This window comes from Microtetraspora malaysiensis, assembly GCF_050947145.1.
GTDB classification, from domain to species: domain Bacteria; phylum Actinomycetota; class Actinomycetes; order Streptosporangiales; family Streptosporangiaceae; genus Microtetraspora_A; species Microtetraspora_A malaysiensis.
In genome coordinates, this window is record NZ_CP191998.1 from 2,619,075 (window position 1) to 2,632,153 (window position 13,079).

Sequence of the window (13,079 nt, forward strand, 5' to 3'; positions counted from 1 at the left end):
GGCCCCGCGGCGGAACCGAGATACATCGCGGCCATCTGGAACGCGACGGCGGGCAGCGACGGGATTGTGCGCGCCCTGATAGCCAGAGTGGCGCTAGTCTGCGGCCTCGCACGCGAGACGAGGGACGCGGTGCCGAGCATGACCACGGAGCGTACCGATGCTGAGCCACCCGGTGAGTAGCAACGCCAGAGCTGCAGGCGTCAGCGCCCATGCGGACAGGTCGCCCGGATCGGCGCCGTTAGCGAGCAGGCTGCTGCCTGCGGCAGCTCCCGCGGCGGAACCGAGATACATCGCGGCCATCTGGAACGCGACGATCGGCATCGCCTGCTCGGGCCGGTCTCCGGTCAGGGCTTGCTGCAGGGTAGGGACGCTCGTCCATCCTGTCGCACCCCACAACGCCGCCGCGATGAGCCACGCTGCCGGGGCGGTGAAGACCCAGATAGCGGCGAAGCTCCCCAGTAGCACTGCGGGCAGAGCGATGAGCAGAGTGCGGGGCCCGAATGCGTCTAGAGGCCTGCCGACCAGGGCGGAGCCGGCGACTCCACCGATGCCCCAAGCCCACACCAGCGCGAAGCCCCAGTCCTGAAGCCCTCGGGCCTCGGCCATCGGCAGCAGGTAGGTGTAGAGCCCGAGACTGGCCACACCGAGGAGAAACGCAGCAGCGACCCCGATGAGAGTCTTCGACGACCGCAGTACCGCGAAGGCAGGACCACGCGAAGCGGGCAGCGACGGGATCGTGCGCGCCTTGACAGCCAGAGCGACCATGCTGAGAAGACCAACAGCGACGACCAGGGCCATTGTCCATCGCCAATCCAGCTGGTTGCCGATGATCATCCCGACCGGCACTCCAGCGACTGTTCCGGTGGACAGCCCGAAGGTCACCATGGCCATTGCGCGACCCCGTTCGTGGTCGGCGACCATGGCGGCGGCAGCCGCGGTTGCCACCGCGGTGAGCATGCCGGCGCCGCCGCCCGCAATCACCCGCGAGGCGAGAAACACCTCGGTCCCCGGCGAAACCACGGTGATGAGGTTGCCGAGATTGAACACACCCAGCGCGATCAGCAGCGCCCTAGCGGTACTCCCACGGATCAGCATTCCTGACAGCAACGGCCCCGCCAGAGCGTATGCCGCAGTGAAGGCTGTCACTCCCAGGCCAACCGCCGCGACCGTCGTGGCAAGCGAATCAGCGATCGAGGGCAGCACCCCGGCGAGAACATAGGCATCGATACCCAGCGCGATCGCGGCCGCGACAAGCGGCCAGACGCGGCGGATCATGCGTCCTCCTTCGCAGGAGCGGCTTCCTGATACCCGTTGAGGATCGTGTTGATCAGGCCAGGGAACCGCGCCTCCAGGTCATCGCGGCGCAGCTGGATCATGCACTTGCGTCCTTCGGCGCGGACGAACACCACCCCGGATTCGCGCAGGAGGCTGGTGTGATGTGTGAGCGTCGACCGTGGCAGGCCCGGTCCCAGCTCGATGCTGTCCACCTCACCGCGTTCCGCGAGCAGCCGCACCATCGACAACCGCAACGGCTCGCTCAACGCGAACAGCACCCGCGGGATCGCGATCTCATCAGCCTCAGGATGCTCGTACACCCGTGACGGCGCCATCGGAACCACCTTTCATCGTGCGACTATTCCCGCACAATGATAGTGCGGGAATTCTCGAACGATCAAGTTGATCCGCCAAGCCCTCTCGGGTGGCTGATTTCGAGCGCTGATTGGCGACAGCACTTTCCGACAGGTGGAACGGGGCTCTGTCCTTCCTGAGGAGCACCGATGCGGATCGTCTACTCCCGCTCGTCCACCGCGGCCCAGTCCCTGCTGCAGCAGCGGCACATCCTCACCGAGGCCGGGCTGCTGGGGGTCCCAGTAGCAATGAAGAAATCTCCAACGAAGTAGCCTCTGACCTGCGGTGAGCCTGATCGCGACGAAACGGATCGGGACGGCCTCGTCGCCCTCTCCCTTGGAGAGGTCAGGCATCTACTGGCACACGTGATCACACACCCGCCCAACCTCGATCAAATCCAAGCCTGGTCACGCTGGCGCCGTCGCCATCAACACACCGCCAGGACCAGCCACTACCGCCGAAGACAGTCAAAGATCACAAAGTGATGCTGCTAGAGCGCTGTCCGCAGACGTCGCCCTGCTTTGCGGCCGAAGCGACACGAGGGGTAGTTGAAATATTGCTCGGGGTGGTTCTAGGCGGTCGCGGCGGGTTCCGGCCGGCGGACGGCCTGCTCGTAGCGTTCGAGCAGGAGCGCGACGAGCTCGGGGGCCGGGCCGAGGACGTCGGCGACCCGGTCCGCGCCGGCCGCCAGCGTGTCGCGGCGGACCTTGTCCGCGAAGTGGCCGGGGGCCAGCAGATAGGGGGCGACGACCACCCGGGGCGCTCCGGCGCGCGACAGCCGTACGACCTCGTCCGCGGGGGCCGGGGCGGCGGCCGAGGCGTAGGCGGCGGTCGCCGACCACCAGGAGCGGCGCCGCGCCCAGGAGCGCGCCACCCGGGCCACCACGACGTTGGCGCGGGGGTCGCTCGAACCGGCGGAGACCAGCACGACCGCCGTCTCGGGGTCGCCCGCCTCGACCCCGGCCTCCGCCAGGCGGCGCTCCAGGGCGGCGACCAGCAGCGGGTGGGGGCCGAGCGTCGGCCCGAGCCGGGCCCGCAGGAGAGGGCGGCGGGCGGACGCCTCCCGCAGCGCGGCCGGGATGTCCACCCGGCTGTGGTAGGCCGCCGTGAGCAGCAGCGGCAGCACGACGGCCTCGTCCAGCCCCGAAAGGGCCCGGGCGAGGGTCGGCGGCGCGTGGTCCAGGTAGGCCGTCCGCACGTCCAGGTCGGGCCGCGCGAGCCGTACGCCGTCGAGCAGCGCCTCGACCGCCGTGGCGGCGCGCGGGTCGCGGGACCCGTGCGCCACGGCGATCAGCGGCGGTGCGGTCGGATGGGTGTTCACGGACGGCTCTTCCAGGTCTCCTCTGGTGCGGACGGGACGGCGACGGGCGGTCAGAGGTGGATGCCGCACTCGATCTTGCCGAGCCCGGCCCACCGGCCGCTGCGCGGGTCCTCGCCGGGCGCGACCCGCCGGGTGCAGGGCGCGCACCCGATCGAGGGGTAGTCGTCGTAGTGCAGCGGGTTGATCAGCACCCCGTTGTCGGCGATGTAGTTGTCGACCTCCTCCTGGGTCCACCGCGTGATCGGGTTGATCTTGACCATCTGGCGCTTGGCGTCCCACTCGACGACCTTGGTGTTCGCCCGGGTCGGCGACTCGTCGCGCCGGATGCCCGAGACCCAGGCGAGGTACGGTTCGAGCGCCCGGTTGAGCGGCTCCACCTTGCGCAGGTAGCAGCACAGGTCGGGGTTGCGGCCGTGCAGCCGGGGCCCGAGGTCGCGGTCCTGCTCCGCGACCGTGCGGGACGGCGTCACGTTGATCACGTTGAGGTTGTAGACCGCCTCGACCGCGTCATGGGTGCCGATCGTCTCGGCGAAGTGGTAGCCGGTGTCGATGAACAGCACGTCGACGCCGGGCTTGACCCGGCTCACCAGGTCGATCAGCAACGCGTCGCTCATCGAGGAGGTGAGACAGAGGCGGTCGCCGAACGTGGCCGCCGCCCACCGGATGATCTCGCGGGCGGGCGCGTCCTCAAGGAACCGCGCGGCGGACTCGACGATGCTCTGCAGGTCGAGCACGCCGCGCTGGCGTTCAAGACCTTCCTCTATCTCCACCAGGGTCATGACTACTCCTCAAACGTCGTATTTCGAGGGGACTAGCTGTGCCGTACGCCGATGCCGAGGAACTTCACCCGGAAGGCGCGGGCGCACGAGCGGCAGTACCAGCCGTAGCTCTCCTCTTCGGAGGCGTACGGCTCAAGGTCTTCGTCGCCGCAGTAGGGGCAGTAGTAGGGAGCCGCGCGCTCGCTCATGACCCCTCCTCGCCTGGCGGCTCGGAGTCGCATTCGCGAATCGCACTGCGCTTATTGATTCGCTCGCTCCGCTCGCTCATGATCGGCTCCGCCCCTGGGTGGCCGTCACTTGAGGTCCGCCTCGTCGGCCCGGTGGACCCACTCGGAGAACGTCTCGCCGTCGTTCTTCTGCTTCTCGAAGTTGCGCACCACGCGCTCCACGTAGTCGGGGAGCTCCTCCGCGGTGGCCTTCAGCCCGCGGACCTTGCGGCCGAAGTTGGGGTTCAGCCCGATCGAGCCGCCCAGATGGACCTGGAATCCCTCGACCTGCTCGCCCTCGTCGTTCACCACGAGCTGGCCCTTGAGCCCGATGTCGGCCACCTGGATGCGGGCGCAGGAGTTCGGGCAGCCGTTGACGTTGATCGTGAGCGGCTCGGCGAAGTCCGGCAGCCTGGCCTCCAGCTCGTCGATCAGCCGGGACGCGGTCGCCTTGGTCTCGACGATCGCGAGCTTGCAGTACTCGATGCCGGTGCAGGCCATCGTCTGGCGGCGGAACGTGGACGGGGTGACCCGCAGGTCGGCCGCCTCCAGCTCGGCGACGATCGACTCGACCCGGTCGGGCGCGACGTCGAGGATGACCATCTTCTGCTCGACCGTGGTGTGGACCCGGCGGGAGCCGTGCCGCTCGGCGATGTCGGCGATCCGGTGCAGCGTGTCGCCGTTCACCCGGCCCACCCTGGGCGCGAACCCGACGTAGAAGTTGCCGTCCTTCTGCGGGAAGACGCCGACGTGGTCGCGGCGGCCGCCGCGCGGCTCCTCGGGGGCGGGCCCGTCGGGCAGCCGGTAGCCGAGGTACTCGGTCTCCAGGATCTCGCGGAACCGCTCCGCGCCCCAGTCGTTGATCAGGAACTTGATCCGGGCGCGGTGGCGGAGCCGGCGGTAGCCGTAGTCGCGGAAGATCCCGCAGACGCCGGCCCACACCTCGTGCACCTGCTCGGGCCGGACGAACGCGCCGAGCCGCTTGGCGAACATCGGGTTGGTGGACAGCCCGCCGCCGACCCAGACGTCGAATCCGGCCTCGCCGTCGCGGACCACGCCGACGAACGCGATGTCGTTGATCTCGTGGACCGTGCACTGCGCGGTGCATCCGCTGATCGCGGTCTTGAACTTGCGCGGCAGGTTGGAGAACGCCGTGTCGCCGATGTACCGGGTGGTGATGTCGTCGATCTGGGCGGTGCCGTCGATCACCTCGCCGGCGTCGATCCCGGCGAGCGGGCAGCCCATGATCACGCGTGGCGTGTCGCCGCACGCCTCGGTCGTGGACAGGCCGACGGCCTCCAGGCGCTTCCAGATGTCCGGGACCGACTCGATCTCGACCCAGTGGAGCTGGATGTTCTGCCGGTCGGTGATGTCGGCCGTGCCCCTGGCGTACTCGTTGGAGATGTCGGCGATCGTCCGGAGCTGGTCCAGGTCGAGCCGGCCGCCGTCGATGCGCACGCGGAGCATGAAGTAGCGGTCGTCGAGCTCCTCCGGGGGCAGGACCGCGGTCTTGCCGCCGTCGATCCCGGGCCTGCGCTGCGTGTAGAGGCCGTACCAGCGCATGCGGCCGCGCAGGTCGGCGGGGTCGATCGAGTCGAACCCGTGCTTGGAGTAGACGTCGATGATCCGCTGACGGACGTTGAGCCCGTCGTCGGCCTTCTTGTTCTCCTCGTTCTTGTTCAGCGGCTCACGGTAACCGAGAGCCCACTGGCCTTCGCCGCGCGGGCGCTTGTGGTGGCGGTTCGCCGGGCGGGCCGGGGTGCTCATGAGGGCGTCCTTTGATCCGAGGGATGCGAAACGGGCCGGGAGAAAAACCGGGCGAAGGTCACGCACGGCGCGACCCCGGACGCGTGCCTCAGGCGGCCGCCCGCCTCATCGTCGAGTGCGGGGGCGAAAACGAAAAAGGACGCCTGCTCACGCGCCCACTGTCAGAAAAGATGGGCGACGATCAACGGGCGTCGATACAGATGGCGCTGCGGACACGCAGAAGGTCGACGTGGCGTCGCACGACGAGCAACGGGTCCGCTGGCATAGGGCAAACGATACCCGGGGCGTCCGTGATGTCCAAGTTAGGTTTCACCATGTGGACGAAACGCGCATGACATCTGGACGACATGCGCCCACGTGAGCGGGCAGCGGGACGCCGGGCGACGCTCGGCCGGGCGCGGGTCAGCCCTGGCTGACCCAGTTCTGGGCGGGCTCGTTCCCGCCGGGCAGGGCGGGCGGTTCGTGGTGCTGGCAGTCGCACCAGGAGTCGCCGCGGCAGTTCTCGTGCCGCCGGTCCTTGCAGGCGTCGCAGATCATGATTTTCCCCGTTTTCAGTAGAAGAAGATTCGGTTACGCTCGCCGTCCAGGAGGTGTCATGGCCGTTCCCACGTCCGATCTGATGTCCGAACTGATCATCGACCTGAGCGCCGAGACGGCGGAGCTGCGTGAGATGGTCCGCGTTCTCGACCTTCCCGGCTGGGAGCTTCCCACTCCCTCCGAGGGCTGGGTCATCCGCGACCAGATCAGCCATCTGGCCTGGTTCGACGATGCGGCCACCTCGGCGCTGACCGACCCGGACGGGTTCCGCGCCGCCCGCGCGGAGCTGATGGCGCGCGTGGAGTCCGCCATGGACGACCAGGTCGCCGCCGCGCGCGGGCTCGCCCCGGCGGCGCTCCTCGAATGGTTCGACACCGCCAGGGCCCGGATGATCCGGGCGTTGCGCGCGGTCGATCCCGCCACCCGGCTCCCGTGGTACGGCCCCGACATGTCGCCCGCCTCGTTCGCGACCGCCCGGCTGATGGAGACCTGGGCGCACGGCCAGGACGTCGCGGACACGCTCGGGATCGACCGCGCACCCACCACGCGGCTGCGCCACGTGGCCCTGCTGGGCGTGCGCGCCATGCCGTACGGCTTCGCGGTGCGCGGGCGGCAGGCGCCCGCGCGGCCGGTCCGGGTGGAGCTCGCCATGCCGGACGGCACCCTGTGGGTCGCCGGGCCTGAGGGGGCCGCGGACGTGGTGCGCGGGCCGGTCCGGGACTTCTGCCTCGTCGTCACGCAGCGCTCCAACGTCGCCGACACCTCGCTGTCCGTGACCGGCGACATCGCCCGCGAGTGGATGTCCATCGCGCAGGCGTACGCCGGGCCGCCGGGACCGGGGCGGGAGCCCGGGACGCGGAAGACCGCCTGAGGCCGAAAAGTACCCAAAATCAGGGAGAAGTCCGGGAAGATCGCCAAACCGGCGGAAGGTGACGTGCGTCATGATTGAGATATGCGGACACTGCTGAACGTCATCTGGCTGGTCTTCGCCGGTGTGTGGCTCGCCCTGGGCTACGTGGTCGCCGGGATCATCTGCTGCATCTTGATCATCACCATCCCGTTCGGCATCGCGTCCTTCCGGATCGCGGCGTACGCGCTGTGGCCGTTCGGGCGCACCGTCGTGCGGGATCCCGATGCGGGCGTCATGTCCGCGATCGGAAACGTCATCTGGCTGGTCTTCGCCGGGATCTGGCTGGCGATCGGGCACGTCATCACGGCGATCCCGCTGTTCGTGTCGATCATCGGCATCCCGCTGGGCATCGCCAACCTCAAGATGATCCCGGTATCGCTCCTGCCGCTCGGCGCCCGTATCGTGGACGTCGACAGTCCGTACTATTCCGCCCGGTAACGGATAGTCGCCGGTTCACTCATCGGTGTCATGACACCCCGCCAGTACGAATACGGTTAGATGCCATGACGTCCGCGGACGCGCACACACACCGGCCGAGACGCAACTCGCGCCGGGGCATGGCGCGCGCCCGGGCCCGCCTGGACTGGGTGCGCGGGTCCAACGCGTGGGCGCTCGCCAAGGCCACCACCATGGCGGGGGTCAACTACCGCGTCACGGGCCTCGCGGGAGAGGCGGCCTTCTTCGCACTCCTGTCCCTGCCGCCGTTCGTGCTCGGGCTGCTCGGCGTGATGGGCCACCTGAGCGGCCTCCTCGGCGCCGAGACCGTCCTGCGGATCAAGCAATGGGTGATCGACCAGTCCGAGCTGCTCTTCACCGCCAACACCGTGGACCGGGTCGTCCTGCCCCTGCTCAACGACGTGCTCGCCGGGGGACAGGTCTCGCTCATCTCGGTGGGCTTCTTACTTTCGCTGTGGTCAGGCTCGCGGGCCCTCTTCGTGTACGTGGATCTCATCTCCATCGCGTACGGCCTGGGTGAGACCCGGGGGATCATCCGCACCCGGGTCCTGTCCTTCGGGCTCTATCTGGCCGCCCTGCTCATCGGGCTGGTCGTCATGCCGGTGCTGGTCATCGGCCCGACGCTGCTCGCGGAGGCGCTGCCGGGCTACAGCACGCTCATCGCGATCCTCTACTGGCCCGTGGTGATCGTCGGCTCGGTGGTCATGCTGACCCTGCTCTACCACGTGAGCGTCCCGATGCGGACGCGCTGGTGGCGCGAGGTTCCGGGGGCGGTGCTCGCGCTCATCATCTGGATCGTCTGCGGCTCCGTCCTGCGCGAGGTGCTCGCCGCCTGGTTCACACCGCTGTCGATCTACGGCTCGCTCGCGGCGCCGATCGCCGTCCTGCTCTGGCTGTACATCACGGCGCTCGCCGTGCTCATCGGCGCCACGCTCAACGCCGAGGTGGACCGCATGTGGCCCCTGGCGGGCACCACACGCCGCCAGGCGGACTGAGGCCGCCTCGTCCGGCGGCCGGCGGGTCACCCCAGGCCGGAACGTTCCGGCCTCGGGCGGCGTGAGCCGTATCCGGGGCTCAGATAGGGTGGGAATGGTCGCGACTGGCGCTGACGTGCCCTCGGGCATGTGCTAGGTGGGGCACCACCGGGGAGCGAACGTGCGGAGGCCGTGCGCCTGGGTCACCGCGGCTGTCGATGTTGACAAGGAAAGGCGCCAATGGCTGAGAACTCGTTGAACGTCGTCGATCCCGAGATCGCCGAGCTGATCAGGGCCGAGGAGCGGCGGCAGGCCGACACGGTCAAGCTCATCGCCTCGGAGAACTACGTCTCCCGGGCCGTGCTTGAAGCCACCGGCACCGTCCTGACGAACAAGTACTCCGAGGGCTACCCCGGCAAGCGGTACTACGAGGGCCAGCAGGTCATCGACCAGATCGAGACGATCGCCATCGACCGGGCCAAGGCACTGTTCGGCGTGAACCACGCCAACGTGCAGCCCTACTCCGGCTCGCCGGCCAACCTCGCGATCTACCTGGCGTTCCTGAAGCCCGGCGACACCGTGCTCGGCATGGGCCTGCCGTTCGGCGGCCACCTCACGCACGGCTGGTCGGTCTCCGCGACCGGCAAGTGGTTCAACCCCGTCCGATACGGCGTGCGCAAGGACACCGGCCGCATCGACATGGACGAGGTGCGCGCCCTGGCGCTTGAGCACCGGCCCAAGCTGATCTTCTGCGGCGGCACCGCCATCCCGCGCACCATCGACTTCCCGGCGTTCGCCGAGATCGCCCGCGAGGTGGACGCGGTCCTCGCCGCCGACATCGCGCACATCGCCGGCCTCGTCGCGGGTGGCGCGCACCCGTCGCCGGTCGGGTACGCCGACGTGATCTCCACGACCACGCACAAGACGCTGCGCGGCCCGCGCGGCGCCATGCTGATGGCCACCTCCGACGAGCACGCCACCGCGCTGAACAAGGCGGTCTTCCCCGGCCTGCAGGGCGGCCCGCACAACCACACCACCGCCGCGATCGCGGTCGCGCTGCGTGAGGCGTCCCAGGCGGAGTTCAAGGCGTACGCGGCGCAGGTCGTGAAGAACGCCAAGGCGCTCGCCGAGGAGCTGGCCTCCCGCGGCTTCGACCTGGTCTCCGGTGGCACCGACAACCACCTGATCCTGATGGACCTGACCCCCAAGGGCGTCGGCGGCAAGCCCGCCGCCCAGGCGCTCGACCGGGCGGGCCTGGAGACCAACTACAACGCCGTCCCGTTCGACACGCGCAAGCCGTTCGACCCGTCGGGCATCCGCATCGGCACCCCCTCGGTCACCTCGCGCGGCATGGGCGAGGCGGAGATGCGCCAGGTCGGCGCCTGGATCGACGAGGTCGTCACCGCGGTCGCCAAGGGCGACGCGGAGGACGTCATCGCCCGGGTCCACAACGAGGTCAGCGAGCTGACCGCCAAGTTCCCGGCCCCCGGCCTGTCCTGACGCCGGCGCCGGACCATCGCGTACGCGTGACCACGCCCTCGACAGGGGGCGTGGTTGCGGTGTTTTATGGCGAAAAATCGGTTGCGGGGACGCGCCGGGGATGCGCTAATGTTCTTCCGACGCCGCGCTTCGGACGCGGCCTGCACTCCAGGGAGGTGACGACTATGCGGGTCTTTCTGATGACCATGCCGTCCGTCAACCTCCGGGTGCCCCTCTAGACGATCACTGGGCACCCGTTTCCGAAGGGTGTCACCCAGTTGAATTCCGGTTCGTTCTCCGGTTCCATCGATCTTTCTCTTCTCGGCTGGAACGACGCGCTGCCGCTTCCCGCCGGCACCGTCCCCGCCCGGGTCGCCCGCGTCGACCGGGGCGCCGCCGAGGTCATCGCGGCCGAGGGCCAGTTCCAGGCCCGCTACAGCGCCCGGATCCGCCGCGCCGCCGCCGAGGACCCCGTCAGTTTGCCCTGTGTCGGCGACTGGGTCGCCCTCGCGGCGCTGCCCGAGGGGCGCTACGAGCTGGACGCGGTGCTTCCCAGGTCGTCGGCCTTCGTCCGCGGCGGCGTCAGCAGGGACTCGCGGGGCGGGCTCTCCGGCGACGGGCAGGGCCAGGTCCTCGCCGCCAACGTGGACGTCGTGTTCGTGGCCGAGCCGTCCATGCATTCGACCGACTTCGCGGACCTCGGGCGGATCGAGCGGCTGGTGGCCCTCGCCTGGGAGAGCGGAGGCGTGCCCGTGGTGCTCATCACCAAGACCGACCTGTTCGAGCTCGGGCTCGACGAGCTGCTCGCCGACGTACGGGCCGCCGCCCCCGGCGTGGACGTGCACGCGTTGTGCGCACAGACAGGGGAGGGGGTCGACGTGGTGCGGGCCTACCTGCACGGCGCGAAGACCGCCGTCATTCTCGGCCCCTCGGGCGCCGGCAAGTCCACCCTGGTGAACGCGCTCGCGGGAGAGGACGTCATGGAGACCCAGCAGGTACGCGCCGCCGACGGCCGGGGGCGGCACACCACCGTCCATCGCGAGCTGATCCCGCTGTCCGGCGGCGGGCTGATCATCGACACCCCGGGCATCCGCCGGGTCGGCCTGTACGCCATGAACGACGGCGTTGACCTGGTCTTCTCCGACATCGAGGAGCTCGCGGAGGGCTGCCGGTTCGGCGACTGCTCGCACGGCGGCGAGCCCGGCTGCGCCGTACAGGCGGCGGTGGAGGCGGGCGAGCTGCCCGAGCGGCGGCTGGAGAGCTGGTTCAAGCTCCAGCGCGAGGCGGCGTGGATGGCCCGGCGCAGCGACGCGCGGCTCCGCAGTGAGGAGACGCGCAAGTGGAAGATCCTCCACAAGGCGTGGCGCCAGCCGGGCCGGAATCGTCCGTAGCCGCGCCGGAATCGCGCGGAACGCCCGGCGGACAGACGAAACCGCCGGGCGTTCCGCCCGCCGTGTTGGGGTATCGGCGGGTAGAACGGCCCGGCGGCCTCGTGTGACGCGTGTCGGGGGAGACGTTCAGACGGTTCAGGCGACCGCACTGATGCCGGCGCTCGCGGCGCGGCGCATCCGGCGGCGACGCTCGGAGGCGCGCTCGTCCTCGTTCAGCCCGCCCCAGGTGCCGTACTTCTCAGGACGGGAAAGGGCGTAGTCGAGGCACTCGGCACGCACAGGGCACTGAGCGCAGATGGCCTTGGCCTTGCGCTCGCGGATGTCGCGCTCCGGCTGACGCTCACCGTCAGGACCGAAGAACAGCACAAGGTCCTCTCCCCGGCACGCGGCATCATCCTGCCAACCCCAACTGGGGCGCGGGCGGGCGAGCTGCCGACGTACCTGAGACATGAGAAACCACCTTTGGTGAGAGGTATTTCGTGTTTGTGCCGCATCGGGCGCTTGTGGCGTCCCTGGGTCCAACGCCGGGATTTGCCGTGGTGTTCCCAGCTCTTCGCAGAGCCTCAGGCCGGTACTGGACTGAGCTCGCTCAGCTCCGCCAGCCTGTAGGTCGAGATCTCTTCGGTGCAGGTCGTGCCGCACGGTGCCGCGAACACCGCAGGCTCGACCACTACCCGAAAGCGCGACAGACCACCAGGCTTCGTGTGGTGCACGATGCACACGGTGGCGTTGCCTTCCGACCGGGAGGATTCCACGGCCACCCCGCTGACCGAGAGCTCGCCCGTATGTGCACGGACGAAATGCTCGGCGGCTTGCAGTGGCTCAGGGATACCCGCGCGCCCCCGGTAACGGTCAAGGACGACCTCGCCGTTCCGGTACGCGTTTGCCGCCGCGATCGCAGCAGCCTGAGACATGCTGCCGTAGTAAAGCCCGTGTGGCAAGCATACGAGGTTAGCGGCGTATCGATCGCCGCCCACATGGGTGGTTTCCCACACATTGCCCGGGAGGTTCTCGTCGAGGAACCGCGCGAGCGGGAGCCCGAGACGCGCACAACAAGCGTTGCGCTTGGCGTGGGTGCACACGAGGAACACCGGCTCGCTCACCAGTATGCAGGACTCCGGAACCACTCCGTGCACGAGTGAGCCCAGGTCAAGATCGTTGGACCGTTCGAACGTACCCTCCGCGATCCACGGCCGGAAGCCCACCGACGAGGCGACGAACACGTGCAGCGGGCCGCTCGCGGCGGCGCGCCGGCCGGGCCGGCGGATGAGCTGCGGCCGGATGCCGAGGGCGGTGGCCCGCTCGATCAGGGCGCGCGTGTCGTCGGGGAGCCGGCACTCGTCGAGGTACGCCGCCCAGGGGCCGGAATGCTCGATGAGCAGCCAAGATCGGGCGCCGACCGTCGCGCTGGCGAGAATCGGCGCCTCGCCCGTGTGCAGCGCGGCGGCGTGTCCGCACCCATTCGCCATGCCGGTTCGTTCTCCCACTCGTCGGTCCTCGCCGCGGTCCGCGCGCCGGGGGTTCCCGCGCTCGGCCGATGGAATTAGGTAAGACTAACCTTATCGATTCGCTATCGAGCGGGCGCGTGCGGGGGTCACAACTTCCCCCTCCGCATCACGTCAACGGCCCC

At 69.4% G+C, this 13,079-nt stretch carries 15 protein-coding genes and 1 riboswitch; of the genes, 6 read left to right on the plus strand and 9 right to left on the minus strand.

Annotation, left to right across the window (positions count from 1 at the left end):
• Nucleotides 1-93: 93 nt before the first annotated feature.
• Nucleotides 94-1,275 carry an MFS transporter gene (locus ACQP1V_RS12625; RefSeq protein WP_433422268.1) on the minus strand — a complete coding sequence of 394 codons (1,182 nt, stop codon included), beginning with the start codon at nucleotides 1,273-1,275 and terminating at the stop codon, nucleotides 94-96.
• A complete protein-coding gene (locus ACQP1V_RS12630; protein WP_433422271.1) occupies nucleotides 1,272-1,610 on the minus strand; it encodes an ArsR/SmtB family transcription factor in 339 nt (112 codons plus the stop codon). Before ACQP1V_RS12630 ends, ACQP1V_RS12625 begins: the two co-directional genes overlap by 4 nt.
• 168 nt (nucleotides 1,611-1,778) lie before the next feature.
• Here ACQP1V_RS12630 and ACQP1V_RS12635 point away from each other — a divergent pair, with 168 nt between their 5' ends.
• Complete coding sequence (locus ACQP1V_RS12635) at nucleotides 1,779-1,901, plus strand: hypothetical protein (RefSeq protein ID WP_433422274.1); 123 nt, start codon at nucleotides 1,779-1,781, stop codon at nucleotides 1,899-1,901.
• A 299-nt stretch (nucleotides 1,902-2,200) separates the two neighbouring features.
• On the opposite strand, the gene ACQP1V_RS12640 is transcribed toward ACQP1V_RS12635, so the two are convergent.
• The 5 genes from ACQP1V_RS12640 to ACQP1V_RS12660 all read right to left on the minus strand — a co-directional run bounded on the left by ACQP1V_RS12640 (nucleotide 2,201) and on the right by ACQP1V_RS12660 (nucleotide 6,239).
• Nucleotides 2,201-2,950: a sirohydrochlorin chelatase gene (locus ACQP1V_RS12640; protein ID WP_433422276.1), complete on the minus strand. Its 750-nt coding sequence runs from the start codon at nucleotides 2,948-2,950 to the stop codon at nucleotides 2,201-2,203.
• Between the two features lie 50 nt (nucleotides 2,951-3,000).
• Nucleotides 3,001-3,729, minus strand: coding sequence for a phosphoadenylyl-sulfate reductase (locus tag ACQP1V_RS12645; RefSeq protein WP_433422279.1), 729 nt, complete (start codon nucleotides 3,727-3,729; stop codon nucleotides 3,001-3,003).
• A gap of 32 nt (nucleotides 3,730-3,761) precedes the next feature.
• Nucleotides 3,762-3,917 carry a DpnI domain-containing protein gene (locus ACQP1V_RS12650; protein WP_067131354.1) on the minus strand — a complete coding sequence of 52 codons (156 nt, stop codon included), beginning with the start codon at nucleotides 3,915-3,917 and terminating at the stop codon, nucleotides 3,762-3,764.
• A 105-nt stretch (nucleotides 3,918-4,022) separates the two neighbouring features.
• The gene (locus ACQP1V_RS12655) at nucleotides 4,023-5,702 is read right to left on the minus strand and encodes a nitrite/sulfite reductase (RefSeq protein WP_433224500.1); all 1,680 of its coding nucleotides are present in this window, start codon (nucleotides 5,700-5,702) and stop codon (nucleotides 4,023-4,025) included.
• Between the two features lie 402 nt (nucleotides 5,703-6,104).
• Nucleotides 6,105-6,239: a hypothetical protein gene (locus tag ACQP1V_RS12660; protein WP_387414795.1), complete on the minus strand. Its 135-nt coding sequence runs from the start codon at nucleotides 6,237-6,239 to the stop codon at nucleotides 6,105-6,107.
• A 58-nt stretch (nucleotides 6,240-6,297) separates the two neighbouring features.
• Between ACQP1V_RS12660 and ACQP1V_RS12665 the strand changes: the two genes are divergently transcribed.
• The 5 genes from ACQP1V_RS12665 to rsgA all read left to right on the plus strand — a co-directional run bounded on the left by ACQP1V_RS12665 (nucleotide 6,298) and on the right by rsgA (nucleotide 11,449).
• A complete protein-coding gene (locus tag ACQP1V_RS12665) occupies nucleotides 6,298-7,110 on the plus strand; it encodes a TIGR03084 family metal-binding protein (protein WP_433422281.1) in 813 nt (270 codons plus the stop codon).
• Between the two features lie 81 nt (nucleotides 7,111-7,191).
• Entirely contained in the window at nucleotides 7,192-7,587 is a 396-nt protein-coding gene (locus tag ACQP1V_RS12670; protein WP_067131363.1) for a YccF domain-containing protein, read from the plus strand.
• A gap of 65 nt (nucleotides 7,588-7,652) precedes the next feature.
• A complete protein-coding gene (locus ACQP1V_RS12675) occupies nucleotides 7,653-8,600 on the plus strand; it encodes a YihY/virulence factor BrkB family protein (RefSeq protein ID WP_084258794.1) in 948 nt (315 codons plus the stop codon).
• 90 nt (nucleotides 8,601-8,690) lie between these two features.
• A riboswitch (ZMP/ZTP riboswitch) is annotated at nucleotides 8,691-8,790 on the plus strand.
• A gap of 29 nt (nucleotides 8,791-8,819) precedes the next feature.
• Nucleotides 8,820-10,079: a serine hydroxymethyltransferase gene (gene glyA / locus ACQP1V_RS12680; RefSeq protein WP_067131366.1), complete on the plus strand. Its 1,260-nt coding sequence runs from the start codon at nucleotides 8,820-8,822 to the stop codon at nucleotides 10,077-10,079.
• 257 nt (nucleotides 10,080-10,336) lie between these two features.
• Nucleotides 10,337-11,449: a ribosome small subunit-dependent GTPase A gene (gene rsgA / locus ACQP1V_RS12685; RefSeq protein WP_433422285.1), complete on the plus strand. Its 1,113-nt coding sequence runs from the start codon at nucleotides 10,337-10,339 to the stop codon at nucleotides 11,447-11,449.
• 135 nt (nucleotides 11,450-11,584) lie between these two features.
• On the opposite strand, the gene ACQP1V_RS12690 is transcribed toward rsgA, so the two are convergent.
• Nucleotides 11,585-11,899, minus strand: a complete 315-nt coding sequence (locus tag ACQP1V_RS12690; protein ID WP_076434697.1) for a WhiB family transcriptional regulator — start codon at nucleotides 11,897-11,899, stop codon at nucleotides 11,585-11,587.
• A 113-nt stretch (nucleotides 11,900-12,012) separates the two neighbouring features.
• Complete coding sequence (locus ACQP1V_RS12695; protein ID WP_433422288.1) at nucleotides 12,013-12,936, minus strand: sucrase ferredoxin; 924 nt, start codon at nucleotides 12,934-12,936, stop codon at nucleotides 12,013-12,015.
• Nucleotides 12,937-13,079: the final 143 nt, after the last annotated feature.